Source organism: Klebsiella sp. H-Nf2, assembly GCF_002806645.1.
In the GTDB taxonomy this organism is placed as follows: Bacteria; Pseudomonadota; Gammaproteobacteria; order Enterobacterales; family Enterobacteriaceae; genus Klebsiella; species Klebsiella variicola.
This window is the reverse complement of the sequence record NZ_PIBL01000005.1, coordinates 256,146-280,986: the sequence shown is the minus strand read 5'-3', so window position 1 is coordinate 280,986 and position 24,841 is coordinate 256,146. Positions and strand designations below refer to the sequence as shown.

The 24,841-nt window shown below is 56.1% G+C and carries 22 protein-coding genes, 2 tRNA genes and 1 pseudogene; 15 read left to right on the top strand and 10 right to left on the bottom strand.

Going from position 1 to position 24,841, the window contains the following annotated elements:
* Window positions 1-7 precede the first annotated feature (7 nt).
* Both CWM58_RS15350 and CWM58_RS15345 read left to right on the top strand, forming a co-directional pair.
* On the top strand, window positions 8-1,444 hold the full coding sequence (locus CWM58_RS15350; RefSeq protein WP_165785799.1) for an EmmdR/YeeO family multidrug/toxin efflux MATE transporter: 1,437 nt from the start codon (window positions 8-10) through the stop codon (window positions 1,442-1,444).
* Window positions 1,445-1,572: 128 nt separating this feature from the next.
* Window positions 1,573-1,648: transfer RNA gene (locus tag CWM58_RS15345), tRNA-Asn, on the top strand.
* Window positions 1,649-1,824: 176 nt separating this feature from the next.
* Here the strand turns inward: CWM58_RS15345 and CWM58_RS15340 are convergent.
* Both CWM58_RS15340 and CWM58_RS15335 read right to left on the bottom strand, forming a co-directional pair.
* Window positions 1,825-2,127: a helix-turn-helix domain-containing protein gene (locus CWM58_RS15340; protein ID WP_061153979.1), complete on the bottom strand. Its 303-nt coding sequence runs from the start codon at window positions 2,125-2,127 to the stop codon at window positions 1,825-1,827.
* Between the two features lie 4 nt (window positions 2,128-2,131).
* Window positions 2,132-2,485, bottom strand: coding sequence for a type II toxin-antitoxin system RelE/ParE family toxin (locus CWM58_RS15335; RefSeq protein WP_008804168.1), 354 nt, complete (start codon window positions 2,483-2,485; stop codon window positions 2,132-2,134).
* Window positions 2,486-2,688: 203 nt separating this feature from the next.
* Here CWM58_RS15335 and CWM58_RS15330 point away from each other — a divergent pair, with 203 nt between their 5' ends.
* Complete coding sequence (locus tag CWM58_RS15330) at window positions 2,689-4,170, top strand: hypothetical protein (protein ID WP_133122426.1); 1,482 nt, start codon at window positions 2,689-2,691, stop codon at window positions 4,168-4,170.
* Window positions 4,171-4,258: 88 nt separating this feature from the next.
* On the opposite strand, the gene CWM58_RS15325 is transcribed toward CWM58_RS15330, so the two are convergent.
* Both CWM58_RS15325 and pmrD read right to left on the bottom strand, forming a co-directional pair.
* A complete protein-coding gene (locus CWM58_RS15325) occupies window positions 4,259-5,713 on the bottom strand; it encodes an AMP nucleosidase (protein WP_061153980.1) in 1,455 nt (484 codons plus the stop codon).
* A gap of 130 nt (window positions 5,714-5,843) precedes the next feature.
* On the bottom strand, window positions 5,844-6,089 hold the full coding sequence (pmrD, locus tag CWM58_RS15320; protein ID WP_074385364.1) for a signal transduction protein PmrD: 246 nt from the start codon (window positions 6,087-6,089) through the stop codon (window positions 5,844-5,846).
* 270 nt (window positions 6,090-6,359) lie between these two features.
* On the opposite strand from pmrD, the gene CWM58_RS15315 reads away from it, so the two are divergent.
* The gene (locus CWM58_RS15315) at window positions 6,360-7,982 is read left to right on the top strand and encodes an alpha/beta hydrolase (protein WP_100681254.1); all 1,623 of its coding nucleotides are present in this window, start codon (window positions 6,360-6,362) and stop codon (window positions 7,980-7,982) included.
* Here CWM58_RS15315 and CWM58_RS15310 read toward each other — a convergent pair.
* The 3 genes and pseudogenes from CWM58_RS15310 to CWM58_RS15300 form a co-directional block, all read right to left on the bottom strand.
* Complete coding sequence (locus tag CWM58_RS15310; RefSeq protein ID WP_023322917.1) at window positions 7,893-8,825, bottom strand: nucleoside recognition domain-containing protein; 933 nt, start codon at window positions 8,823-8,825, stop codon at window positions 7,893-7,895. The two genes, CWM58_RS15315 and CWM58_RS15310, sit on opposite strands and share 90 nt — an antisense overlap.
* Window positions 8,826-8,943: 118 nt before the next feature.
* On the bottom strand, window positions 8,944-9,864 hold the full coding sequence (locus tag CWM58_RS15305; RefSeq protein WP_264755271.1) for an MDR family oxidoreductase: 921 nt from the start codon (window positions 9,862-9,864) through the stop codon (window positions 8,944-8,946).
* Window positions 9,797-10,622: pseudogene (locus CWM58_RS15300) on the bottom strand (TetR family transcriptional regulator C-terminal domain-containing protein). The gene CWM58_RS15305 and the pseudogene CWM58_RS15300 overlap by 68 nt, the downstream one beginning before the upstream one ends.
* Window positions 10,623-11,184: 562 nt before the next feature.
* Here CWM58_RS15300 and CWM58_RS15295 point away from each other — a divergent pair.
* The 8 genes from CWM58_RS15295 to CWM58_RS15260 all read left to right on the top strand — a co-directional run bounded on the left by CWM58_RS15295 (window position 11,185) and on the right by CWM58_RS15260 (window position 19,574).
* On the top strand, window positions 11,185-12,819 hold the full coding sequence (locus CWM58_RS15295; protein WP_100681251.1) for a Na+/H+ antiporter: 1,635 nt from the start codon (window positions 11,185-11,187) through the stop codon (window positions 12,817-12,819).
* A 454-nt stretch (window positions 12,820-13,273) separates the two neighbouring features.
* Window positions 13,274-14,203: a serine O-acetyltransferase EpsC gene (gene epsC, locus CWM58_RS15290; protein ID WP_008804177.1), complete on the top strand. Its 930-nt coding sequence runs from the start codon at window positions 13,274-13,276 to the stop codon at window positions 14,201-14,203.
* A 63-nt stretch (window positions 14,204-14,266) separates the two neighbouring features.
* Window positions 14,267-15,172, top strand: coding sequence for a PLP-dependent cysteine synthase family protein (locus CWM58_RS15285; protein WP_100681291.1), 906 nt, complete (start codon window positions 14,267-14,269; stop codon window positions 15,170-15,172).
* On the top strand, window positions 15,165-15,593 hold the full coding sequence (locus CWM58_RS15280; RefSeq protein WP_012541140.1) for a Mov34/MPN/PAD-1 family protein: 429 nt from the start codon (window positions 15,165-15,167) through the stop codon (window positions 15,591-15,593). The genes CWM58_RS15285 and CWM58_RS15280 overlap by 8 nt, the downstream gene beginning before the upstream one ends.
* A 59-nt stretch (window positions 15,594-15,652) precedes the next feature.
* Entirely contained in the window at window positions 15,653-15,943 is a 291-nt protein-coding gene (locus CWM58_RS15275; RefSeq protein WP_008804180.1) for a MoaD/ThiS family protein, read from the top strand.
* Window positions 15,940-17,115, top strand: coding sequence for a molybdopterin-synthase adenylyltransferase MoeB (gene moeB, locus CWM58_RS15270; protein ID WP_100681250.1), 1,176 nt, complete (start codon window positions 15,940-15,942; stop codon window positions 17,113-17,115). Before CWM58_RS15275 ends, moeB begins: the two co-directional genes overlap by 4 nt.
* A gap of 37 nt (window positions 17,116-17,152) precedes the next feature.
* A complete protein-coding gene (locus CWM58_RS15265; protein WP_008804182.1) occupies window positions 17,153-18,097 on the top strand; it encodes a family 2A encapsulin nanocompartment shell protein in 945 nt (314 codons plus the stop codon).
* A complete protein-coding gene (locus tag CWM58_RS15260) occupies window positions 18,084-19,574 on the top strand; it encodes a cysteine desulfurase (protein WP_100681249.1) in 1,491 nt (496 codons plus the stop codon). Before CWM58_RS15265 ends, CWM58_RS15260 begins: the two co-directional genes overlap by 14 nt.
* A 64-nt stretch (window positions 19,575-19,638) precedes the next feature.
* Here CWM58_RS15260 and CWM58_RS15255 read toward each other — a convergent pair.
* A tRNA-Asn gene (locus CWM58_RS15255) sits at window positions 19,639-19,714 on the bottom strand.
* A 330-nt stretch (window positions 19,715-20,044) separates the two neighbouring features.
* Between CWM58_RS15255 and nac the strand changes: the two genes are divergently transcribed.
* From nac to ldtA, 3 genes are all read left to right on the top strand, one after another.
* Entirely contained in the window at window positions 20,045-20,962 is a 918-nt protein-coding gene (gene nac / locus CWM58_RS15250) for a nitrogen assimilation transcriptional regulator NAC (protein WP_061153988.1), read from the top strand.
* A 106-nt stretch (window positions 20,963-21,068) separates the two neighbouring features.
* The gene (gene cbl / locus CWM58_RS15245; protein ID WP_004180456.1) at window positions 21,069-22,019 is read left to right on the top strand and encodes an HTH-type transcriptional regulator Cbl; all 951 of its coding nucleotides are present in this window, start codon (window positions 21,069-21,071) and stop codon (window positions 22,017-22,019) included.
* A gap of 78 nt (window positions 22,020-22,097) precedes the next feature.
* Window positions 22,098-23,039, top strand: a complete 942-nt coding sequence (ldtA, locus tag CWM58_RS15240) for a L,D-transpeptidase (RefSeq protein WP_100681248.1) — start codon at window positions 22,098-22,100, stop codon at window positions 23,037-23,039.
* A gap of 198 nt (window positions 23,040-23,237) precedes the next feature.
* On the opposite strand, the gene CWM58_RS15235 is transcribed toward ldtA, so the two are convergent.
* Together CWM58_RS15235 and CWM58_RS15230 are read right to left on the bottom strand one after the other, a co-directional pair.
* The gene (locus tag CWM58_RS15235; protein WP_100681247.1) at window positions 23,238-23,474 is read right to left on the bottom strand and encodes a hypothetical protein; all 237 of its coding nucleotides are present in this window, start codon (window positions 23,472-23,474) and stop codon (window positions 23,238-23,240) included.
* Between the two features lie 307 nt (window positions 23,475-23,781).
* The gene (locus CWM58_RS15230) at window positions 23,782-24,702 is read right to left on the bottom strand and encodes a LysR family transcriptional regulator (RefSeq protein WP_100681246.1); all 921 of its coding nucleotides are present in this window, start codon (window positions 24,700-24,702) and stop codon (window positions 23,782-23,784) included.
* Window positions 24,703-24,841 lie beyond the last annotated feature (139 nt).

Sequence of the window (24,841 nt, the reverse complement as noted above, 5' to 3'; positions counted from 1 at the left end):
GTCTCTCTTGAACGTCACCTCCGCCGTACGCCAGGCCGTCGAACGGACATCCTGGTTTAAAAAACGTCAGCGTTATCGTGTGCTGTACTGGCGCGAAATCAGCCCTCTCGCTGTCCCCATTCTGCTGGAAAATGCCTGTGTGCTGTTGATGGGGGTGTTGAGCACCTTCCTTGTCAGCTGGCTGGGAAAAGAGGCCATGGCCGGGGTGGGGCTGGCCGATAGCTTTAACATGGTGATCATGTCGTTCTTTGCCGCCATCGATCTTGGTACCACGGTGGTGGTGGCTTTTAGCCTTGGCAAGCGCGATCGGCGGCGGGCGAGAGCGGCCGCGCGTCAGTCGCTGGCCATTATGACGCTGTTTTCCATTTTACTGGCGGGAGTGATCCATGCCTTTGGTCAGGAGATTATTGATTTTGTTGCCGGTGACGCCACTGCGCAGGTCAAGGAACTCGCGCTGACCTATCTGGAGCTGACGGCGCTGAGCTATCCGGCGGCGGCGATTGCGCTGATCGGTAGCGGTGCACTGCGCGGCGCCGGAACCACCAAAATCCCGCTGCTGATCAACGGCGGGATGAATATCCTCAACATCTTAATCAGCAGCGTGCTCATCTATGGCATCTTCTCCTGGCCGGGGCTGGGGTTTGTCGGCGCCGGTCTCGGGCTGACCATTGCCCGCTATATTGGCGCCGTGGCGACTATATGGGTGCTGATGGTGGGCCTCAATCCGGCGCTGCGGTTGTCGCTGAAGAGCTACTTCAAACCCTTTAACTTCGCCATTATCTGGGAGGTGATGGGGATCGGCATCCCGGCCAGTATCGAATCGGTCCTGTTCAATGGCGGCAAGCTGCTGACCCAGATGTTTGTCGCCGGGATGGGTACCAACGTTATCGCCGGCAACTTTATCGCTTTTTCAGTGGCCTCGCTGATTAACCTGCCGGGCAACGCCCTCGGCTCCGCCTCGACGATCATCACCGGCAAGCGACTGGGGAAAGGGCAGATTGGTCAGGCTGAATTCCAGGCCTGGCACGTGTTCTGGCTGTCGACGATCATTCTGACGCTGATCGCCTGGGGTAGCGCCCCGTTTGCCGGTCTTATTGCCTCGTTCTATACCCATGAAGACGACGTGAAAGAGGTGGTGAAGCAGTTGCTGTGGCTCAACGCCCTGTTTATGCCAATCTGGTCGCTGTCGTGGACCTTACCCTGCGCGTTTAAGGGGGCCCGCGACGTACGCTATACCATGTGGGTGTCGATGCTGGGGATGTGGGGCTGCCGGGTGGTGGCGGGCTATACGCTGGGTATCGTGCTGGGGATGGGCGTGATTGGCGTGTGGTTGGGGATGGTGCTCGACTGGGCGGTGCGCGGTGTGCTGTTTTACTTCCGCATGGTGAGCGGTCGCTGGCTGTGGAAGTACCCGCGCGTGAAGGCCACGTCGGAGAAAACCTGAGCCGTTTGCGGGGATGAACGCCATTTTTTGCGCAAAGTGAAGAATAATTCGGCAAACGATTCATTTTATTGAAAACAGGCTTTGACAGCGCCGGGCGTCATCGATAATATGCGCCCCGTTCACACGATTCCTCTGTAGTTCAGTCGGTAGAACGGCGGACTGTTAATCCGTATGTCACTGGTTCGAGTCCAGTCAGAGGAGCCACATTTAAGAAGCCTGCTTTCGAGCAGGCTTTTTGCTTTTCAACATCTTTTGGCCGTATAAAAAGTATCAGCTCATAATGGCTTCCAGTCGGGTCAGCACTTCATTCACAATATCTGTCTATCTACAGGTTCTCCTTACCCACCGCAGGCGCATCGATCCACTCTCGATACCCTACGCTACAAAACAAACTCATAGTGCGACCCGTCCGGGAGCTCAACATCAAGCCGCAGCTTACCACCCGCCGCTTCAACATAACGCTTAAGGGTAGAGAGCTTCAGGTCGCGGCCCGGTTTTTCCATTCCTGCAACGGTAGGCTGTTTTATGCCTAAATCCTGAGCCATTTCTACCTGGGTCTTCTGCACCTTCTCACGTAGTTCGGCAAGATGAATATTAAGCAGGATATCCTTAGCAATAGCCTGAGCTTCGGCAACGACATCCGGTTTTTCATCTATAAGAAGCTGTTCCAGCGTTCTGCCCATCGCGTTACTCCTTCTCTTTCAATCTGTTAAGCCAGTTCGTGAATTCCCGATCTGCGACCGCGAGCATCTCATGGTAAAACCGTTTTTCATTGCCGACCTTATTTCCGGCACAAAGCACAATGCCGGTACGGGCCGGGTCAAAAGCAAAAAACGCCCGTATTGGATCGCCCCGGCTCTGAACACGCAACTCTTTCATGTTGCTGTAGCGGGAACCTCTGATCGTATCGGCATAAGGTCTGGACAAACCCGGCCCCTTTTCCCGCAAGACCAACAGCGCTGCCAGCACGCTGGCCCGATCGATATCATTGAGCGAGGTAAACCAGCGATCAAACATATCCGTTGTTTTAATCGTCCACACGGGACCTCCAGGTTAATATAGGTTAAATACTATATAGATGTAAAGCTATAAGGGTAATAATGAAGCGATGGAATGAAGGATTCATGCGTTGTTACTGCAATGCTGAAGACGCATTCGGGTATTTCTGTGCATAACATGCAAGGTGTTCACAGTTTTACGAGCTGTGCCGAGAAACCAGATCAGGGATTGATGCAGTGTGAAGAGTGACCTTAGCTGCAACGCAGCCCGACATTTTCAAAGGTATTGTCGGTAACGGGACGATCAGCCTGGAATCAGGCCGCTTTTTACATGTCATGAAGCGTAAGAGCAACCCCGAGGGCCATTTGTTGCATGGGGGAAATCACATCAATGCGGATCACACAGTCACTTCTATAAAATACCGTTTCCATTGCCGCACGGGCTCGTATAATCAGATGCGAATGGAACTGCGAGCTGATTATTCACTACACTCTTTTTTGTTAATGGAAATAACGATGAAAAGTAAATGCTTTATTATAGTATTGATATCTACACTCTTATTAAGCGCCTGTGCATGGACTTCGCGAGGTAAAATCAACCGTAACCTGGAGAGCGCTTCCTATCTGGCAAATAAGAATTCATATTCTTCTTCCTATTGTGACAGCCTTGATTACCTGAAGGGAGCCCTGACAATCGCGCAGGCTAAGGGGAGTGCCGGTCTGCAAGCCAAAGTATTGCAGGCCTATGTCGATAATTATAATAAAATTATAATTAATCTTAAATATATTCATGCACAATCTAGTATTAATGATCTTTGGCAAAAAGGCGAAAGCTATGCCTGCTGGATGCCGGAGATGCGCCGCGTCATGCCCTTAATGACGGCAGAAATGAAAGCGCAGATTCATCCTGAATCTTACCCATCCACGGCTAACGAGCAAAAAGGAAGGGATCTGGCGGGAGAGGCTTTTTATCAACTGGCGCAAAAAGAAAAAAATAAAACAGTGAAGCTCCATGACCTGCTTGCAACTTATCGTTACAGCCCATGGCGTAAAGGTCTTAATCACGATCTGCAAACGGCTTATGACAATGCAACCAATCATATCATTATAAAAATTGCCGGAGACCGGGCTATCGCGGGTAAAGATGTATTGAGGGAAGGTGTTATTCCCGGACTTCGTCACTATTACGCGGCAAAATCACTCGATGAACGCAAAAAAGAAGCCAGCGACAGGAATAAAGTGCTTCCTTACCCTCTGGAAGTCAGCTGTATGTGTCACTATGTCTTCGACTATCCCAGTGCCCCACAAAAAACCGGTACAAATTTTGTTATTACATTGCGCTTAACCAAAGCCGAACGTGAATCCGGAAGTTACAGAAGGACCGCGCCGGAAGAAAGAGAGGGCGTCACACAGCAGTGTTACGATGTCCCTGTTTTCAGTCGCGACGGCAAAGGGAAAAAAATGAAAACCGGTGAAACGAAAACCCGCTGTGTCAATAGCACCTATACTTATACTGAAAATGCCGTTTACAGCGGAACAGAATATACGACCACCCTGAAGGGAAAAATAATGATGAGTATGAATGGTCGCACCATACTCAAAAACCAGGACATTATTGGCTATGAATCGACCGAGTCTTCTTCCGCAGATAGCCTTGAAAAGGCCCAGAATGATATTGTCCGGTTTATGGCTTACAAAATAAAAGTGGGCATCTTCAGCGCCAAATGACTCTGCTCGCCGGTGGGGATATCGCTACACACTGACGATCCCCTGCGGGGAACGCCAGCGTGTTTCCTTTTTATCCCTGCGTCACCGGTTAACGGAACGGTGGCTCGTTGAAGGTGCGCAGCTTACGCGAGTGCATGTGATCTCCCTCGGCGCGCAGCAGGTCGATCGCCCGGATGCCTATCTGCAGATGCTCGGAGATGGCGCCCTCGTAGAAGCGGTTGGCCTGGCCCGGTAGCTTGATTTCACCGTGCAGCGGTTTGTCCGAGACGCAGAGCAGCGTGCCGTAAGGCACGCGGAAGCGATACCCCTGGGCGGCGATGGTCGCGCTCTCCATATCGATAGCCACCGCGCGGCTGAGATTAAAGCGCAGCGCCGAAGCGGAATAGCGCAGCTCCCAGTTACGGTCGTCGGTGGTCACCACCGTTCCGGTACGCAGCCGCTGCTTCACTTCCTCGCCGGGCATTCCGCTCACCTGCTTGGTGGCGTCATACAGCGCACGCTGCACTTCGGCAATGCTGGGGATCGGAATATCCGGCGGCAGTACGGCATCCAGCACATGATCGTCACGCAGATAGGCGTGGGCCAGCACATAGTCGCCGATAGTCTGGCTTTCGCGCAGGCCGCCGCAGTGGCCGATCATTAACCAGACGTCCGGCCGCAGTACCGCCAGATGATCGCAGATGGTTTTGGCGTTAGCCGGGCCGACGCCAATGTTAATCAGCGTGATCCCCTTGCCGTCGTGGGTGATCAAATGCCAGGCCGGCATCTGATGCTTTTTCCACGCCAGATCGGAAATGGCCTGCTCAGGCGCTTCCGTTTCCGCGGTGATCCAGATCCCGCCGGCGCAGGAGAGGGCGATATAGGGGCTGTCGGGATCGAGGATCTGGCTGCAGCCCCAGCTGACGAACTCATCCACATAGCGGGTATAGTTGGTGAACAGCACGTAGGGCTGGAAATGTTCCGCCGGCGTGCCGGTGTAGTGTCGCAGACGCGCCAGCGAAAAATCGACGCGGCGGGCGTCAAAGTGTGACAGCGGATAGAACTCGGTAGGGTGGAACAGGCCATCCGCGGTCTCATCGCCAATCTGTGACAGCTCGGTGGTGGGAAAATAGCGCGTCAGACCAGCGCTCATCGAGCGGTCGAGGGTCAGGGTGGAGCCATCTATCACATAAGGATAGGGGATCTCATGCTGCGACAGCTCGACGCTGATATGCGCGCCATAGTCCTGATACAGCAGGGTCAGCTGTTCCAGCAAATAGCTGCGGAACAGTTTCGGATTCGTAATGGTGGTGGTATAGCAACCGGCATGGGTAAAACGCCCCCAGGCGCGCGTTTTGAGGGCCTTATGGTCGGCGCCGTCCCAGGAGACCGACAGCTGCGGGTAGACAAAAAGGCCTTCCGCACGGGCTTCGGTATCAGGGAGCGTATTATGGTCGATATAGTCGCCGATGGCCTTGCGTAACGCCGTGACCGAGGCTTCATAGCGCGCTTCCAGCTCGGCAAGCGCTTGTTCCGGGGTCAGACTGGCGGCCTTGTGATTCATTATTCGCTCCTTGTTTCAGGTCTGCTGACATTCCCGATAGTATGTCACAGCGCGAAAAGGACGAAGGGGAATTTATATATTGGATGCGAAGATACTGAGACCAAAACTGGCTAAGGGCCTGGCGTGCTCTTTATCCGCCGAGGTTGGCCCAGCGCTCACTGCTATAATGAGTGGCTTTGAGGATCTTCAACGTCTGCGCCGGGTTATTATTCAGGCAATAACGAGCATTGGCCAGCGGAGTGAGTTTATCGCCTTCCTGCAGGAGGAGGCGACAGGCTTCAATTTCCGCAATCATCTCCAGCGCACCGCTCTGCAGCACGACGCAGCAGGGGCTGGTCATTGAATTTTTTCGTACTTTTTTTACCCACCACTCCATCTATATCTCCCTGTCCTGTTTGTGTCCCTGCCGATAATTCATGTTTCCTCAAGGTCTGACAATAAGATTATCCCCTTGGTTTATACAGTGTTTAAAAATACGCGACCGAACGTTGATCTCATCGGTAGGTTTTTTTTCGCCAAACATGAATGATCTGCCGGGTTTAATTTCCCGGAACCGATGACTATGCTGAGAAACAGACAGTGAAAATAGCCTGTCAGGAATAGGGCAGATGAGTCCGGCTACGCGAAAAATATAAGAGGGAGCGTCATGAAGCATGTTTTACGCCACTGGCGAACGTCGGGTGCCGTGATTGGCTCACTGCTAAAAAAAGGGATCATTGCGCTACTGGTGCTGCTGGTGGTCTTTCTCGCCGGGCGGATCTATGAGTCCCAGCGTGGCCCGGCCCTGCATCGCTGGCATACCTGGAGCGCCAACGAGATGTCGGCCGAAGCGATCGACCAGGCGACCTTTGCCCAGTATCTGGCGCGGGAGAAGACGATTTTCGCCGATCTCCAGCGCGAGGTGACAGAGGCTTTGCCGGAAGAAGATAAAACCCCGGTCAACCGCTTTTATCGTCACAGCCGGGTCTGGCCGGGGCAGTTTAAGCAGGACTGGAATCGTTCTTTTGTGCTGTTGCCGCAGGGCAAGCCGCGCGGCAGCGTGGTGTTGCTCCATGGCCTGACCGATTCGCCCTACAGCGTGCGCTATCTGGCGCAACTCTGGCAGCAGCGGGGTTATGTGGCGGTGGTGCCGCGTTTGCCGGGGCACGGCACCGCGCCGGGGGCGTTAACGGCGGTGGACTGGGAGACCTGGCTGGCAGCGATGCGTCTGGCGGTGCGCGAAGCGACGCGCCTGGCCGGGGAGGACGTGCCGCTGCATCTGGTCGGCTACTCTAACGGCGGCGCGCTGGCGCTCAAGTATGCCCTCGATAGCCTGGAAGACAGCCACCTGCGTCAGCCGCAGCAGATTATCCTGCTGTCGCCGATGATCGGCGTGACCGCGTTTGCCCGTTTCGCTGGCCTCGCCGGGCTGCCGTCCATCTTCCCGGCGTTCGCCCGCGCGGCCTGGCTGAACGTGGCGCCTGAGTTTAATCCCTTCAAGTACAACTCCTTTCCGGTCAAGGCGGCAAGACAGTCCTGGTTATTGAGCCAGGCGCTGCAGCAGCAGATTATCCGCGCGTCCCGTCAGGGCGAGCTGAAAGCGCTGCCGCCAGTCCTGACCTTTCAGTCGGTGATGGATTCCACGGTCAGCACCCGCGCGGTGGTGGAGTCCCTGTATCGCTACCTGCCGGACAACGGCAGCGAGCTGGTGGTGTTCGATATTAACCAGGCGGCGGATCTCCGGGTCCTGTTTCGTCCCGCGCTCTATGCGGCAGTCAATACGCTGCTGCCCCCGGCGCCGCGGGCCTATACCACCACGGTGGTGACCAACGCGACGGCGCACACGCTGCAGACCATCGCCCGTACCACGCTGGCGCAGGAGCAGGATGAGCATCGTTATCCATTGCATCTCGCCTGGCCGGCGGATATGTACTCTCTGTCGCATGTGGCGGTGCCGTTTCCCCTGAGCGACTCGCTGTATGGTCGCGAGCCGGACGAGAAGAACCGCTACGGCATCAGCCTGGGCACCATTTCACTGCGTGGGGAAACCGGAACGCTGAGCGTGGGGCTGGAGACGTTAATGCGCGTCACCTCCAATCCTTTCTTTCCGTGGATGCTGGCGCGCGTCGATGAGCACATCACCTGCGGCGAGCAGGCGGCGGTGACGGCCTGCCTGAAAGCGCAGGCCAGAGCAGAGGCGTTAAAACAGGATCAGGTGCAGAACGGTACGCAGCAGGATGCCGACGATCGCCGCGGGAACGACAAAGCGAAACAGGCGGACGAACCGTGAGCTGATGCCGAGAAAAATACCGATACCGGGGAGGTCAAAGGTCTGGATCAGCAGGCCTGCCGAGGCGTTGACCTGGCTGACGGTCACTTTGCCCTGCTGGATCAGCTCAGAAATAACGCCAAAGTAGGCGGTGCCCCCGGCGACGCACTTCACCAGCGCCGGCAGAACAAAGTTCTGCGGGATATGCAGCCAGCCAAGTACCGGCTTCAGCGCCTGCTGTAGCAGGTCAATGGCCCCGGCGCCCTGCAGCAGTCCGACAATGGTTAACGACAGGATCAGCATCGGGACTGCGCCGAGCGCCAGGCGGATGGCGTCGGAGCCGGCGCTGTTGATCACCGCCAGTATGCCCTGGCTGTTTTGCTCGGCGTTAGGTAACGCTTCCGCGCGGGGATTCTCGGCGACCGATAAGCGCCGTCCGGTGACGTGCCAGGCGACGGCGGCCGCGCACAGCCCGCCGACCACCGAGATAACGATCGAGGCCAGCCAGTGCAGACCAAAAGGGGTGAGGGGATAAAAGACGTTGCCTTGCCCCATGGCGAACACCATGGCCAGCGTGGCGGTCATTTGCCGGTCCGAGACGCCGCGTTTGTCCATAATCGACAGCGTCGCAAGCGGGGCGGCGAAGCTGACAAAGTTAATCTGGATCAGGGCGAAGGCGCTCATCCCGGTTAAGCCGAAGGGCTTCAGCAGCGGGGCAACCCAGCGAACAATCACATCGAGGATGCCGCGGACCTCCAGATATTTCATGATGATCAGCATGATCACCATAATCGGCAACAGCGTATACAGCGCAACGTCAACGGATGATTTACCCGCCGCCATAATGATGCTTATGACATCCATTTACTTTTTTACCACTCGCAAAGGCATCGGTTCGCGTCATCATAATCCCGTGGGGAAGGAAATGATATGCCTTGATCCTCTCGGGATCCGGCGCCGCACGGGCGCCGGGAGAAGAGGATTACTGGCCGATGCTGACCAGAGTGCGGCCGCGAATCGTGTTGCTGAGAAAATCTGCGGCATACTCTGGCGCCTGCTCCAGCGTGATTTCGGTGGCCGCCTGCTGGTAGTAGCTCTCCGGCAGGAGCTGGGCCAGACGCTGCCAGACGGCGTCGCGTTCAGCGGTCGGCACCATCACCGAATCCACCCCCTGCAGGCGCACGTTGCGCAGAATAAACGGCATCACGGTGGTCGGCAGATCGAAGCCCCCGGCCAGACCGCAGGCGGCGACGCAGCCGCGGTATTGCGTCTGCGCCAGCACTTTGGCCAGCATCGTGCCGCCTACGGTATCCACCGCGCCCGCCCACAGCTGTTTCTCCAGCGGACGGGTCTCCGCGAAGTCGCTGCGCGGCAGGATCGCATCGGCGCCCAGCTGACGCAGGTAATCGTGCGTCGATTCCCGGCCCGATACCGCCGTCACCCGGTAGCCCAGCGCTTTCAGCAACACCACGGCGGTGCTGCCGACGCCGCCGCTGGCGCCGGTGACCAGGATATCCCCGCTTTCCGGAGTGACGCCCGCACTGACGAGGGCATCAACGCACAGCATTGCGGTAAAGCCGGCGGTGCCGATGATCATCGCCTGGCGCGCGCTGAGCGCCGCCGGCTGGGCAACCAGCCAGTCGCCTTTGACGCAGGCTTCGGTGGCCAGGCCACCCCAGTGGTTTTCGCCTACGCCCCAGCCGGTGAGGATCACGTCCTGACCGGGAACAAAGCGCGGATCGCGGCTTTCACTCACCCGTCCCGCAAAATCGATGCCAGGCACCATTGGGAACTGACGGATGATTTTGCCTTTGCCGGTGATCGCCAGGGCATCTTTATAGTTGAGACTCGACCAGTCGATAGCGACCCGAACGTCGCCTTCGGCAAGGGCGGGCAGGTCGATCGCTTTGACGGCGGCGACGGTGCGGTTGTCGATCTGGTCCAGAACTAATGCTTTCATGACAGAGTATTCCTCGTCGGAAGGGGGTTATCGGCGCTAACGCCGTCCTGTGCAGGTGTTTTTGTTGTCATACTGTGCGCAAAAAATTCCCAGTACTGGTGAAGCGGTGCGGCGGACTGGCACAGCCTGGCGCGCATCACCGCGCCTTCCCAGCCGATCCAGAACACCTGGGCCAGCGCGTCCGGTGAGGCGTCGCGGGCAATCGCTCCGGCAGCCTGCGCCTCGTGCAGGCAGCGGGCCACGCGCGACTCCCATGCCGTCAGGATCGCTTTTAATCGCCCGGGAAAGGTGTCGGGTAACAGCGGGGCCTCCTGCAGCAGGTTGCCCACAAGGCAGCCGCGGCGAAACTGGTATTTCTCCATCCCCTTGCCGGCATGACGCACAAAAGCCGCCATCCGTTCCAGCGGCGGCACGGCGTCGTCCAGCAGGAATTTATCTAATTTATGCGCAAAAAAGTCGCCATAGGCGCTAAGCACGGCCAGGCCAAAGGCCTCTTTGCTTTTAAAGCAGTGATAAAACGATCCCTTGGGCACATCGATATTCCTGATAACGGCCTCGATACCCGCCGCGAGATAGCCCGTTTCGGTCAGCACTTCAAGGCCTGAGCGAATCAGCGCCTGGCGCGTATCGTCAAACTGGCGATCGACCTTGGGTGGACGGCCGCGGCGGGGCTTCAGGATGGCGGAGGTATCGGGATTCATCATTTAGACCGTGTGGTTTAATTGTCGGTCAGGGTACGCCCAAACCCGGGATGGGGCAAGCGCAGCGTGGCGGAGGAGAGGGATGTCGAACAACCTGGGTCAGGAAGGCGGCCTGGCATGAGCATTTTCTGGCACTGTACGGTTATCACCGTTGTTTTCGGCAGAGAAATATTACTCTGCGAATTCTATTAGGTTGCCTGGTAATATCCGTATTCGAAATACGATAAGAAGAACTAATAATATAAAGAATATATTGATCCGTGTTCACTATGAGATGGGATAGACAAGCGCCAGAGATGCCTTCATTACGCTGCCGCAGACGCGGATTGTCAATTATTTGCAGACGATGGCGGATTGACAAAGGCGGTACGATAAAACACATTGTCACCCCTGGTTCGGCAGGAGGCGCCACCGTAGTTTAAATAACATCGCCATCATACCGAGATTGCTGACCTCTATTATCGGCGTCTGAAGCAATAAACCGGCGATGAAACAACACCTGCAAGGAAAGGAATAAAAGCGTGATGTACAGAATGAGTATTGCCGTCAGAGGAGGGGGCGAATGTCGCTAATTACTATTGTGTTGGTCTTTATGATGGCCATCGTCGTGACCGTGTTCGTGTCTCATCTTCTGCCCGTCAAGGTGCCGCTGCCGCTGATCCAGATCGCCGCAGGTGCCGCGCTGGCCGCCGGCGGATTTCAGGTCGATTTCGATCCGCATATCTTTTTGCTGCTGTTTATCCCGCCGCTGCTTTTCCTCGATGGCTGGCGGATCCCCAAAGACGCCTTTTTCAGGGATATGAAGCCGATTCTGTCGCTGGCGATAGGCCTGGTGATGGTGACGATCCTCGGCATTGGCCTGTTTATACACTGGCTGATCCCGGCTATCACCGTGGCGGCGGGGTTCGCCCTCGCGGCTATTCTGTCACCCACCGATCCGGTGGCGGTATCGGCGATGACTGCCAGCTCGCCGCTTCCCTCAAGGATGGCGCATATTCTCGAAGGGGAGTCGCTGTTAAACGATGCTTCAGGCCTTGTCGCCTTTAACTTCGCCATCGCCGCGGTGCTGACCGGCAGCTTCTCCCCGGGAGACGCGGTGGTGAAGTTTTTCCTGATGGCGTTTGGGGGGATCCTCAGTGGCCTCGTGGTGGTGTGGGTCACCGGCAAATGTAATAACTTTCTCGTGCGCCGCACCCGCGAGGAGCCGGCAATTCAGATCCTGATAAGCCTGCTTATCCCCTTTGCCGCCTACCTGCTGGCCGAGGCGTTCCATGTCTCAGGCATTCTTGCTGCGGTGGCCGCCGGCATTGCGATGCACTATGAGCAGCTGTCGGGTCCCCGACTACCGGCGACGCGTATGAAAAGCAGCGCGGTGTGGACCATGCTGCAGACGACCCTCAACGGCATGATTTTTCTCATGCTGGGCGAGCAGCTGCCGCGCATGCTGAATACGCTTCCTGCGGTGGCCAGTCAGGCCGGCGTCTCGTCTCCCTGGTATCTGCTGCTGTACGCGGTGGCCATCACGCTGGCGCTTGGCCTGATGCGCTTTGCCTGGGTATGGCTGTCGATGACCCTGACGATTTTCCGCCGCAAGCGCCGGGGCAAGGCTATCACTATTCGTCCGCGATTCAGCATCATGGCCGTCATGGCGCTGGCGGGAGTAAAAGGCTCCGTCACCCTGGCCGGTATCCTGACGTTACCGGTGATGCTGGCGGATGGCTCGCCGTTTCCGGGGCGGGAACTGCTGATCTTTCTCTCAATGGCGGTGATCCTGATGTCGCTCATCGTGGCGGCTGTCGGCCTGCCGTACATGACCCAGTATCTTGCCGATGATTTACCCCATGACACCGGGAAGGACAATATCGGTGCGGTGATGACCGAAGTGGCGATTAACCGCCTGAATGCGCTGCTGGACGAGCCGGTAGACGATCCGAATGAGCAGGCTTTGCGGGTCGATGCGGGCAATATGCTGCTGGAAACGTACCAGCGGCGGCTGCACTATAACGACAGTGACGAGGAGCAGGATGTCGGGCTGGAGCTGGCGAAGCGCGCCAGGCTGGAGAAGTATATGCAAAGAGAGGTCATTATCGCCCAGCGCCAGGAGCTGTTCCGACTGCGGCGCGCCCATAACATCAGTGATACGACCTTTTATGAAGTGCTGCGGGAGATAGATCTGAAGGAAGAAAGCTTGCGCTAACAAACATGGCCTGTGGCCCCGGGCGTAAGCACTGGAAAGGGGCTGGTTCGCCTTCCGGAAGCGGTGTTCTGCCGCCGTATAAAACAAAGCCTGCTGGGAAGCAGGCTTTTTTATGTTGGCGGCCTGGACTGGCGAACAGTGGCGGATGGGGTGAGTTGCTCTGAAAGCAAACCCTAGGCTCCATCTATCCGGGGAAGCCGCTTTTCGCCCGTCTTACTGAGGTGTGACACCTGCAATGCTTGACCTGGCGGGACGCGATGTCACGACTGAGTGAGGTGAGGGGGAGAGAATGCCTTGATTTTTAACTATTTATTCTTTTCAGCTATTGAAAGTCAATAAGGTTATTTGTTTTTAATGTGGGTAATGCATAAAAGTGAGGTAACGCCAAAAAGAATTTTATCGAAGTGCTTTTATGAAGGATATTATTATGCCGGAAGCGGGTGAATTGTATCTCTTGCCGAAAAGAGAAAATAACTGGCATTTAAATAATGTCGTCAATGAATTGCGTCGCGTTCGCCAGGCGTGGCGCGATGAGCACGCGAAGAATAATTATCGTAATAAACGGAGTTTACCTTCCCGGGAAAGCGTTAATTCCGTCGCGGATACATTGATAAAAGTGCTTTATCCGATGCGCTTAGGCGACGTGGACTTACGCAAAGAGGGGGAAGATTATTACGTCGGCCATTTGCTCGGCACGGCGCTGGACAGACTCACCGAAGAAGCGCTTCTGGAACTCTATTATCAGTCGGATGAGCAGGCGGAAAATGAGGTCCTGTTGCAGGAGGCGGTCAGACGCGTTCAGCAGTTTGCCAACCGTTTACCGGTGATTCGTCAGCGTCTTGACGGTGATATCCTCGCCGCTTATCAGGGCGATCCCTCCGCACGCAGTATGGATGATGTGCTGCTGTGCTACCCGGGAATTCATGCGGTGATGCACTATCGGCTGGCCCATGAGCTGCATCAGCTCGACCTTCCGCTGCTGGCGCGCATCATCACCGAAAAGGCGCATAGCCAGACCGGTATCGATATTCATCCCGGTGCGCAGATTGATGATGGATTCTTTATCGATCACGGAACCGGCGTGGTCATTGGTGAAACCGCCATCGTCGGTAAACGAGTGCGTATTTATCAAGCCGTCACCCTGGGAGCCAAACGTTTTCTCGTCGGTGAGGATGGACAATTGCAAAAAAATTATCCTCGCCATCCTATTATTGAAGATGACGTTGTGATTTATGCCGGTGCGACAATACTTGGGAGAATTACCATCGGGGCGCGCTCCAGCATCGGAGGAAATATCTGGCTAACCCGTGATGTGCCACCGGACAGTAATGTCCAACAGGCGCGAATTCAGCAGAGGCATTTCAGCGACGGCGACGGCATTTAATCATTACAAGAATAAATAAACCTATCGTTCTTGTACCATTAAAATAGCAGCGTGATCATTATTATGAATTTACTTGAAACGATTGGCGGGACGCCTTTAATAGCCTTGCCCTCTTTTACTGCAGAATTATCGGGTGTCACCCTGCTGGCGAAAGCTGAATTTATGAATCCCAGCGGCTCGGTGAAAGACCGCGCGGCAAAAGCGATGGTACTGGACGGAATTGCGCGGGGGTTATTGACGCCGGATAAAACTATTATTGATGCGACCAGCGGTAATACCGGAATTGCTTACGCGATGATCGGCGCCGCGCTGGGGTATCACGTTCGGCTGTATCTCCCGCAGAATACCAGCCCGGAGCGTAAAAAAATAATTCGTCAGTATGGCGCCACGATTGTGGAGACTGATCCGCTTGAAGGTTCCGATGGCGCTTATCTTGAAGTTCAGGCCCAGGTCGCCGCACACCCGGAGCGCTATTTTTATCCCGACCAGTATAACAATCCCGTTAATCCGCAAACGCATTTCGCGACCACCGGGAAAGAGATCTGGGAGCAGAGCGGAAAGCAAGTCACCCATTTTGTCGCCGGGATGGGTACGTCAGGCAGTTTTGTCGGCACCGCCCGACGGCTGAAGTTCGAGGATCCGCGGGTGAAAACCCTCGCCGTGCAGCCCGCTTCGCCATTCCATGGCATTGAAGGGACTAAGCATATGGGCAGCAGCATTAAACCCGGCATTCTCGACGAAACCCTGTTTGATGATGTGATTTCCGTCACCACCGAGGAGGCCTATGCGAGCGCGCGACGCCTCGCCCGGCGGGACGGCATTTTTGTCGGTATTTCATCTGGCGCCAATGTTGCCGCCGCCGCACGACTGGCCCGCACCCTGCCGGCTGGTTCGGTGGTGGTCACGCTGCTGTGCGATGTGGGTTCCCGCTATTTGACCGACCCTTTCTGGAATGAAACTCATGATTGAATTGACTCGCGAAATCGCCAGACAGATTGGCGCTGAAGGGGAAAAGACCTATCCCAATGAATGCTGTGGTGCGCTTTTTGGCCATTTATCAGCGCAGGGCGATGGCCGCGTGACGGCCATTTTCCCCATCGTCAACGCGCGGGAATCGGAAGAGCAGTACCACCGTTTTGTTATCACCGCCGACGACGCCTTGCGGGCGGAGCGTGCTGCGCTGGCGGAAGGTGTGGATGTCATCGGCTATTACCATTCGCACCCCGATCATCCGGCCATTCCATCGGAATTTGACCGTGAACATGCCCTGCCGTTTTACGCCTACATCATCGTGGCGGTCGCGCAGCGGCAGGCGGGGGCGCTGACCAGCTGGCGGCTCACGCAGGACCGTCTGCGCTTTTTGCAGGAGGAAGTGCACATCGTTTCATGACGTGAATAACAGGCACAACGTTGCCGGAAACCAGAGCAAAACACGGAGAGATTATCACTATGGCATCGACATTACTGATCCCCACTGCGCTACGCGCGTTCACCGACGGTCAGGGGAAGGTGACCCTCGAAGGTCACACCGTTGGGCAGCTGGTCGCGGCGCTGGCGGCGCGATATCCGGACATTCAGCCGCATCTGTATGACGACGCAGGCGCGTTGCGCAGCTTTATCAATCTGTATGTGGGAGAACACAATATTAAAACTACCGGTGGGCTGGAGACGCCGGTTAGCGATGGGGCGGAAGTGCTGCTGGTTCCTGCCATTGCCGGTGGCGTCGGGAAGGCGATATGAGCAGACCGAGCATTATCCCGGATGACCGTCTGACGGAACTGACGCATGCTGAGATTGCCCGCTACAGCCGCCACTTGCTGCTGCCGGAAGTCGGGCTTGAGGGGCAAAAGCGTCTGAAGGCCGCCCGCGTGTTGCTTATTGGCACCGGCGGGTTGGGGGCGCCAGTGGCGCTTTATCTGGCCGCGGCGGGTGTCGGTAAGCTGGGGATTGTCGACTTTGATTTTGTCGATGTCTCCAACCTGCAAAGGCAGATTATTCACAGCACCAAAGATATTAACCGGCCCAAAGTCGCTTCGGCGAAAGACAAGATTAAAGCAATCAACCCCGAGATTCAGGTGGAAACCTATAACACCAGCCTGAGCAGTAAAAACGCGCTCGAGATCATCCGCGAATACGACCTGGTAGTCGACGGCACGGACAATTATCCCACCCGGTATCTGATCAACGATGCCTGCGTGTTACTGGGTAAGCCGCTGGTCTACGGCTCCATCTTCCAGTTTGAAGGACAGGCCAGCGTCTTTTATGCCGGGCAAGGACCCTGCTACCGCTGCCTTTATCCCGAGCCACCGCCGCCGGGTCTGGTGCCCTCCTGCGCGGAAGGCGGTGTGGTCGGTGTGTTGCCGGGAATTATTGGCACTATTCAGGCCGCGGAAGCCATCAAGCTTATCGTCGGCGGCAGCGAGAGCCTGATCGGCCGTCTGCTGCTCTTTGATGTATGGCAGATGAAGCAACGTGAACTGCGGCTGGAGAGGGACCCCGGCTGTCCGGTCTGCGGTGAGCATCCGTCGATCCATGCACTCATCGACTATGAGGAGTTTTGCGGGCTGAAACCCGATGAGTCAGAAGTACCCATTGAAAGCGTCACGGCGCTTGAGCTTCACGCCTGGATAGAGGAGGGAAAACCCCTGCAACTGATCGACATTCGTGAGCCCCACGAAAGAGCGATCGCAAAATTTCCGCAGGCCAAAGTGATGCCGCTGGGCCAGATAGTCAGACGTATCGATGAATTCGATCCGACGGTCGATGCGGTGTTTCTGTGCAAGATAGGGCAGCGCAGTATTTTCGCCATTCGGGCACTCCAGCGCGCAGGTTATCAGGGGCGCGTGATGAATTTAAAAGATGGCCTAAACGCCTGGGCGCGGGATGTCGATACCCGTTTACCGCAGTACTAACCTTCAGCTCCACTCTTTCAAACACTAAGGACTTAACATGGCAGAACAAAAAAGTATTAATGCACTGGGGCGTGAAGCCGCGTATCAGTTAGCGAACGTGACCAAAACGGCGCCGCAATTCGCGGCAATTACTCCGCGCTGGGTCAGTCGTTTTCTCGATTATAAAGGGCTGGAGTCGGGAATTTATCGCGTCAACAAGGTCGTGGAGGGGGAGACGCCGCTGGACGTATTATGCAGCCAGGATCCTTCGCGCGTAGAGATACCGCAGGGCTATATTGAGTATCAGACCACACCGCGTGAATATCAGCTGGATTCGATCTCGACCATTATTAACGTCGATACCAAAATCGCCGATCTCTACAGTTCGCCCTATGACCAGGCGTCAGAGCAAATTGCGCTGGCGATCGAAAGCCTGCGTGAACGTCAGGAAAGCCAGCTTATTAATAATGATGAATATGGACTGCTGAAAAATATTGATGACTCGCAGCGCATTCAGACCCGCAACGGCCGTCCGACGCCGGATGATCTGGATGAGTTGTTGTCAAAAGTGTGGAAAGAGCCTTCCTTCTTCCTCGCCCATCCGCGGGCCATTGCCGCCTTTCAGCGTGAGGCCACGCGTCGCGGTGTGCCGCCGGTCACCGTGAACCTGCATGGCGGGACTTTTATTCTGTGGCGCGGTATTCCGCTGATCCCTTCCGATAAACTGTTTGTCGACGGACTGAAGAACCCAAAAAGCCAGGGCGGGAAAACCAATATTCTGCTGATTCGCTCCGGGGAAAGTAAACGCGGCGTGCTGGGACTTTATCAGGAAGGGCTGCCAAACGAGCAGTCTCGCGGGCTGTCGGTGCGCTTCCGCGGGATCGATGACAACGGCGTGGCCTCTTATTTACTCTCACTTTATTGCTCCGCCGCGATCCTGGCCGATGACGCCATTGCCGTGCTGGAAGATGTTGAAGTGGGTGAATATTATGACTACGAGTAATTTATTCACGCTTCCCTATGCGCCGGGCGGATGGCCCGGCGAGGCGGGTGACGCCCCCTCTGCACGCGATTATGGCCTGCCCGACGCGCGGGATCTGCAAGGATTGTTGGGCGATACGCCCGCCCGTCCGCGCGGAGTGGAGGCGGCCTACGCGCCGCGGGTGGTGCCACTGGGCCAGGAGAGCAGGGCGGATATCGCCCCTCGCGGATTTGCGTCATTGCCTGCTTTCGGCTCCCGGCCTGCGCCAGCGGCGCGGGTTGGGCAGATCCCGGTTGAGCGGATCCGTGCGGATTTTCCGATCCTCGCCGAACAGGTGGAGGGGCATCCGCTGGTGTGGCTGGATAATGCCGCGACGACCCAGCGCCCGCAGCAGGTTATCGATCGCATCAGCCATTATTATTTGCACGAGAACTCGAACGTTCATCGGGCGGCGCATACGCTTGCCGCTCGTTCCACCGATGCTTATGAAGCCGCGCGGGAGAAAGTATCGCGCTTTATTGGCGCCCGCGGCCCGGAGAATATCATCTTCGTGCGCGGCACCACGGAGGGACTCAACCTTATCGCGCACAGCTACGTGAAGCCGCTGCTACGCCCTGGGGATGAAATTATTCTCACGCAGCTTGAGCATCACGCCAACATTGTGCCGTGGCAACTTATTGCGCAGGAGACGGGTGCGACGATCCGCGTTGCGCCGGTTGATGAGCACGGACAGTTGATCGTCGAGGAGTATATTCGGTTATTCAACGATAAAACCCGTTTTGTGTCCGCCACTCACGTTTCCAACGCCCTGGGGACCGTGACGCCGGTTCAGGAACTGGTGCAGATCGCCCATCGTTTTGGCGTGCGTATCGCCATCGACGGCGCGCAGTCTATCTCGCATATTCCGACTAACGTCACGGCGCTGGATGCCGATTTCTTCGTCTTCTCCGGGCATAAAATTTTTGGACCTACCGGGATCGGCGTCGTCTATGGCAAGCAGGAGGTGCTGGAAGAGGCGCGCCCGTACCAGGGCGGCGGGAACATGATTGCCGACGTGACCTTTGAACTGACGCGCTATCAGCCTTCGCCGAATAAATTTGAAGCGGGAACGGGCAATATTGCCGATGCCGTCGGGCTGGGGGCGGCCATCGACTATGTGACCTCACTGGGGATCGAAAATATTGCGCAGTATGAGCATGCCTTACTGGAGTATGGGATTGCGAAGCTGTCGGCTATTCCGGGCCTGACGCTGGTCGGCACCGCGGCGAACAAAACCAGCGTCTTGTCTTTTGTGCTGGCGGGGCATGAAAATGAAGCCGTGGGGCGCTATCTCAGTCAGGTTGGCATCGCTGTGCGGTCCGGGCATCACTGTGCGCAACCGATCCTGCGTCGTTTGGGCTATGAGAGTACCGTCCGGCCTTCGCTGGCTTTTTATAACACGCCGCAGGAAATTGATTTTCTCGCCGAACAGGTTGCCCGATTTGCCGCGCGGCAATGACGCCGTAAACCCGCATGAAAAGCGAAAAGCAAAAAGCCTGCTCGAAAGCAGGCTTTTTTAAATTTGGCTCCTCTGACTGGACTCGAACCAGTGACATACGGATTAACAGTCCGCCGTTCTACCGACTGAACTACAGAGGAATCGTGTGAACGGGGCGCATATTAACGATGCCATCCGGCCTTGTCAAAGCCTGATTCAAAGAATTGCGTTCAACTGCTGACAATTTCAACAACCCCTGGCTGGGTGCCGCTTTTTTCACCAATACGCACCGTTGCGGTGCAAAAATACCCCTAATGGGGCATACCACAATCTGCTTACCGGGCAAATAAAAGCTGGATTGTTATCACTATCCCTTATAACACGGCCTCTGGCGGGCAGCGGCAGCGCAATTGAAAAGCTGGCAAGCAAATTGCAGAACCAGTTACATCATACTTCCAGCGTTGACGCTGGCGTTCCTTACAGGAGGCAAAATGAACTTAAGACGACTGAAATATTTTGTGAAAATCGTCGATATCGGCAGTCTGACCCAGGCCGCTGAAGTCTTGCACATCGCACAACCGGCCCTGAGCCAGCAGGTCGCGACCCTGGAAGGTGAAATGGACCAGCAGTTGCTGATACGCACCAAGCGAGGGGTCACGCCAACAGAAGCCGGTAAAATTCTCTACACCCATGCGCGAACCATCCTGCGCCAGTGTGAGCAGGCGCAGCTGGCGGTCAATAATGTCGGCCAGACGCTGCGTGGTCAGGTCTCGATTGGCCTGGCGCCGGGCACGGCAGCTTCTGCCATTACCATGCCGTTGCTGCAGACGGTGCGTAATGAGTTGCCCGAGGTGATGGTCTATCTGCAGGAGAGCAGCGGCACTGCGCTGAATGACAAGCTGCTGGCGGGTCAGCTGGATATGGCGGTGCTGTATGAGCGTTCGCCAGTGGCCGGTATCGTCAGCCAGCCGCTGCTAAAAGAGGATCTCTATCTGGTGGGTACCCGCGACTGCCCGGGACAGAGCGTGGATCTCACGGCGGTGGCGGAGATGAACCTGTTCCTGCCGCGGGATTACAGCGCGGTTCGGGCGCGGGTCACCGAGGCGTTCACCCTGCGTCGTCTGACGGCGAAAATTATCGGTGAGATCGAATCCATTACCACCCTGACCGCGGCTATCGCCAGCGGCATGGGGGCGACGGTCCTGCCGGAATCCGCTGCCCGCTCCCTGTGCGGCGCGGCAAACGGCTGGATGGCGCGGATTAGCACGCCGTCGATGAGCCTGTCGCTGTCGCTGAATATGTCGGCACGCGGCAGTCTGTCGCCGCAGGCGCAAGCGGTGAAAGAGATCCTGCTGTCTCTGGTGAGCCGCCCGTCGCTGGAGAACCGTGAACTGCAGCTGGTTAGTTAGGCTATATTCTCTTAAGGAATAAGTTGCTGGTTTTTATTATTTGTTACCTGGGACAACAGACTTTAACAATAGCAGATACGTTAAGTCCATTGGCCCGGAGGAAAGGGTGAACTTCCAGCAACTGAAAATTATCCGTGAGGCGGCCCGTCAGGATTACAACCTGACGGAAGTCGCGAATATGCTCTATACCTCGCAGTCAGGCGTCAGCCGCCATATCCGGGAACTGGAAGAGGAGCTGGGGATTGAGATCTTTATCCGTCGCGGTAAGCGCCTGTTAGGCATGACCGAGCCGGGTAAAGCGCTGTTATCCATTGCCGAGCGCATCCTCAATGAAGCCAGCAACGTCCGGCGGCTGGCGGATCTTTTTACCAATGATGCCTCCGGCGTCTTAACCATCGCCACCACCCACACCCAGGCGCGCTACAGCCTGCCGCCGGTGATTAAAGCCTTCCGCGAGCTGTTCTCAGATGTTCGCGTCGAGCTGGTGCAGGGCACCCCGCAGGAAATCGAAGCGCTGCTGCATAATGGCGGGGCGGATATCGGTATCGCCAGCGAGCGCCTGAGCAACGACCCGACGCTGGCGGCTTTCCCCTGGTTCCGCTGGCATCACAGCCTGCTGGTGCCGAAGGATCATCCTTTGACGCAGGTTTCTCCTCTGACGCTTGAGGCAATAGCCCGCTGGCCGTTAATCACCTATCGCCAGGGGATCACTGGCCGTTCGCGAATCGATGAGGCCTTCAACCGCAAAGGGCTGATGCCGGATATTGTGCTGAGCGCCCAGGATTCCGATGTCATCAAGACCTATGTCGAGCTGGGGCTGGGCGTCGGGCTGGTCGCCGAGCAGTCCGGGGATGCCCGGGAAGCGGACACCTTTACGCGCCTCGATACCCGCCATCTGTTCGATGCCAATACCGTGTGGCTGGGGTTGAAGCGGGGCCAGCTCCAGCGTAACTACGTCTGGCGCTTTATCGAACTGTGCAATGCCGGACTGTCGCTGGATGAAATTAAGCGTCAGGCGATGGAGCCGGAAGAGGCTGCTATCGACTATCAGATTTAAGTCATGGTGGGTCAGCGGATCGAGGCGAGGAAATAACGCTATAATTCACACACGAGAGTCGCGACTGAGGAAGGGAAAATGACGATGCGGCGTGTGAAATTACTTTGTTCTGCGCTGATGCTGCTCGCCAGCCACGGCGCACTGGCCGTCAGCTACCCGCTGCCGCCGGAGGGAAGCCGTCTGGTGGGCAGCGTATTTACCATCGCCGTCCCGGAGAACAACACCCAACCACTGGAAAGTTTTGCTGCCCAGTACGGCCAGGGGTTGAGCAATATGCTGGAAGCCAATCCCGGCGTCGATGTCTATTTGCCGCACTCCGGTTCGACGCTGACTATTCCGCAACAGTTGATCCTGCCTGACACCGTGCGCGAAGGGATCGTCATCAACGTCGCCGAAATGCGTCTCTATTATTACCCGCCGCTGGGCAATAGTGTGGAAGTGCTGCCGATAGGCATTGGCCAGGCCGGGCGCGAAACCCCGCGTAACTGGGTGACGGCGGTAGAGCGCAAGCAGGAGGGACCCACCTGGGTTCCGACCGCCAATACCCGGCGCGAGTATGCGAAAGAGGGCAAAACCCTGCCGGCGCTGGTGCCGCCCGGGCCTGATAATCCGATGGGGCTGTATGCGATCTACATCGGCAGGCTGTATGCCATCCACGGCACCAACGCTAACTTTGGCATCGGGCTGCGCGTCAGCCAGGGGTGCATTCGCCTGCGCAATGACGATATTAAATTCCTGTTTGATAACGTACCAGTGGGGACGCGCGTCCAGCTGATCGATCAGCCGGTGAAGTACACCGTGGAGCCGGACGGCAGCCATTGGCTGGAGGTGCACGAGCCGCTGTCGCGCAATCGGGCGGAATTTGAATCCGACCGAAAGGTCCCGCTACCGATGACCTCGGCGCTGCGCGAGTTTACTCAGGGGCCGGGAGTGAGTCCTTCGCAGGCCGAGCAAACCCTGCAGCGCCGCTCCGGCATGCCGGTGAATATCAGCGCCTCAGCGGTGCAGGGGAGTTTGTAGCGGGTCGTTTAGCCTGATTAACGGTTATTGCAAGAAGGCTCTTTTGCTGTCGATGCATTCAACGTTGTTGGGGATAAGGATCGGGAAACCGATCCTTAACTTATCAGCAGTGGCGGTGATGGCGTTTTAATGAGGGTGCCAGGAGATGCTCAGGAGGAGATGATAAAATCTGCGAATATATCTATGGACTTAATATTGTTACTGAGGATCTTTTTTTTGGCTGCCATTGTCCATGAAAGCGAAGATACCGCTTATGATAGCCAATATCCAGAATATAATACTAATGAGTTTTGCAGAATCCATATTATCAAAACACTCCTGACCACAGCCACTACCGCTGACCCCCATCCCGACGATCATGAAGCTCATCATGCCGCTCAGCAATGCCAGAATCACGAAAACTACCGTGATGATAATTTTTATACCTTTTGTCATAAATTAATATCCTTATTTTATTAAATGCAATTTTCTATAATTATAATGAATGATGCGGGAATGACGATATTAAAGATAAAGTGTACCTCATCGGGAATCCCATGAATACTGTAGTTAGGCAAACAGGCTAGTGTTAGGGGAAATTTTTCCAGCGAGTCCCGAATAGGACGGCAATCCCACATTATAGTTCTCGGATTCGTTATAAATATTTAAATTGGGAAAACGATTTCTATTATTCACTTTCGTTCAAAACAACGGGAATGACCCCCATCGTCGTTGATAAGCGAATCAGGGAGCTGGGATGTCGTTACTTATTGTTGGTAATGGGGACATGCTGCTGCATCAATTCAACGATCCAGTCAATAAAAACGCGCAGTTTGCCGTTGACATGGCGGTTCGGCGGAAACGCCAGGTGCAGGGGCATTGGGCTGATACGCCATTGTGTAAATAACGGAATCAAAGCGCCAACAGCCTGATGTGCTGCCGCCATATAGATTGGCAGCGCAATCATGCCTAACCCGGCTAATCCAGCTTCGAGGTAAGCATTGCCGTCATCTACGGCAAGCACATAATTGCCCGTAATTTCAATCTGTTCACTCTCACTGCACAGAACCAGAGGATCAATCTTACGGGTGCGTGAGGAGACGAATCCTACTATGCGATGGTCGGTGTTTTGCAGTTCTCGCGGGTGCGCAGGGGTGCCAAGGCGTTCCACATAACGGGGGGCGACGTAGACGCCGATTTGCAAATCGCCGACATGGCGTGCGATTAGGGACTGGTCGGTGATTTCACCACCGCGCAGAACGCAATCCACGTTGTCGCCGATCAGATCCACCACCCGGTCGCTCACACCCATGTCGAACTGGATATCAGGGTAGCGGGCGTGGAAAGCCGGTAGCGCCGGCACCAGAATAAGGCGGGCCAGCGGGCTGGGTACATCCACCCGTAGCCGTCCCCTGGGCGTCATCGACGCACTGGACAGGCTGTTTTCAGCATCCTCCATGTCCGCCAGCAGACGGATGACGCGTTCGTAGTAGACCGCGCCATCAGGAGTCACACCGAGTTTGCGGGTGGTGCGATGGAGCAATTTGACGCGCAGGCGCGCTTCCAGCTGCTGAATGAGTTGCGTCACCGTGGTTTTGCTCATATGAAGCGTTTGGGCAGCCTTCGTGAAGCTACCTGCCTCCACCACGCGAGCAAAGGCGCGCATCGCATCGAAACGATCCATTCCTTATCCTCTCTTTTCACCGATTGTTTGGATATTACAAACAATGAGGGACAAAGTCGCTTGTTTATCCGCCCGATCTCGCCGCTGTAAAGTGTCTTTATATTCACCGGGCTGATTTCGCCCCACGATAAAGGTACAA

What these genes read in the sequence shown, in the direction of transcription:
- CWM58_RS15275 (WP_008804180.1), top strand. Translation starts at nt 15,653, where the DNA reads ATGGCATCGACATTACTGATCCCCACTGCGCTACGCGCGTTCACCGAC.
- CWM58_RS15230 (WP_100681246.1), bottom strand. Translation starts at nt 24,702, where the DNA reads ATGGATCGTTTCGATGCGATGCGCGCCTTTGCTCGCGTGGTGGAGGCA.
- nac (WP_061153988.1), top strand. Translation starts at nt 20,045, where the DNA reads ATGAACTTAAGACGACTGAAATATTTTGTGAAAATCGTCGATATCGGC.
- pmrD (WP_074385364.1), bottom strand. Translation starts at nt 6,089, where the DNA reads ATGGAGTGGTGGGTAAAAAAAGTACGAAAAAATTCAATGACCAGCCCC.
- CWM58_RS15295 (WP_100681251.1), top strand. Translation starts at nt 11,185, where the DNA reads ATGTCGCTAATTACTATTGTGTTGGTCTTTATGATGGCCATCGTCGTG.
- CWM58_RS15315 (WP_100681254.1), top strand. Translation starts at nt 6,360, where the DNA reads ATGAAGCATGTTTTACGCCACTGGCGAACGTCGGGTGCCGTGATTGGC.
- CWM58_RS15280 (WP_012541140.1), top strand. Translation starts at nt 15,165, where the DNA reads ATGATTGAATTGACTCGCGAAATCGCCAGACAGATTGGCGCTGAAGGG.
- CWM58_RS15265 (WP_008804182.1), top strand. Translation starts at nt 17,153, where the DNA reads ATGGCAGAACAAAAAAGTATTAATGCACTGGGGCGTGAAGCCGCGTAT.
- CWM58_RS15235 (WP_100681247.1), bottom strand. Translation starts at nt 23,474, where the DNA reads ATGACAAAAGGTATAAAAATTATCATCACGGTAGTTTTCGTGATTCTG.
- CWM58_RS15285 (WP_100681291.1), top strand. Translation starts at nt 14,267, where the DNA reads ATGAATTTACTTGAAACGATTGGCGGGACGCCTTTAATAGCCTTGCCC.
- moeB (WP_100681250.1), top strand. Translation starts at nt 15,940, where the DNA reads ATGAGCAGACCGAGCATTATCCCGGATGACCGTCTGACGGAACTGACG.
- ldtA (WP_100681248.1), top strand. Translation starts at nt 22,098, where the DNA reads ATGACGATGCGGCGTGTGAAATTACTTTGTTCTGCGCTGATGCTGCTC.
- CWM58_RS15325 (WP_061153980.1), bottom strand. Translation starts at nt 5,713, where the DNA reads ATGAATCACAAGGCCGCCAGTCTGACCCCGGAACAAGCGCTTGCCGAG.
- CWM58_RS15310 (WP_023322917.1), bottom strand. Translation starts at nt 8,825, where the DNA reads ATGGATGTCATAAGCATCATTATGGCGGCGGGTAAATCATCCGTTGAC.
- CWM58_RS15340 (WP_061153979.1), bottom strand. Translation starts at nt 2,127, where the DNA reads ATGGGCAGAACGCTGGAACAGCTTCTTATAGATGAAAAACCGGATGTC.
- CWM58_RS15260 (WP_100681249.1), top strand. Translation starts at nt 18,084, where the DNA reads ATGACTACGAGTAATTTATTCACGCTTCCCTATGCGCCGGGCGGATGG.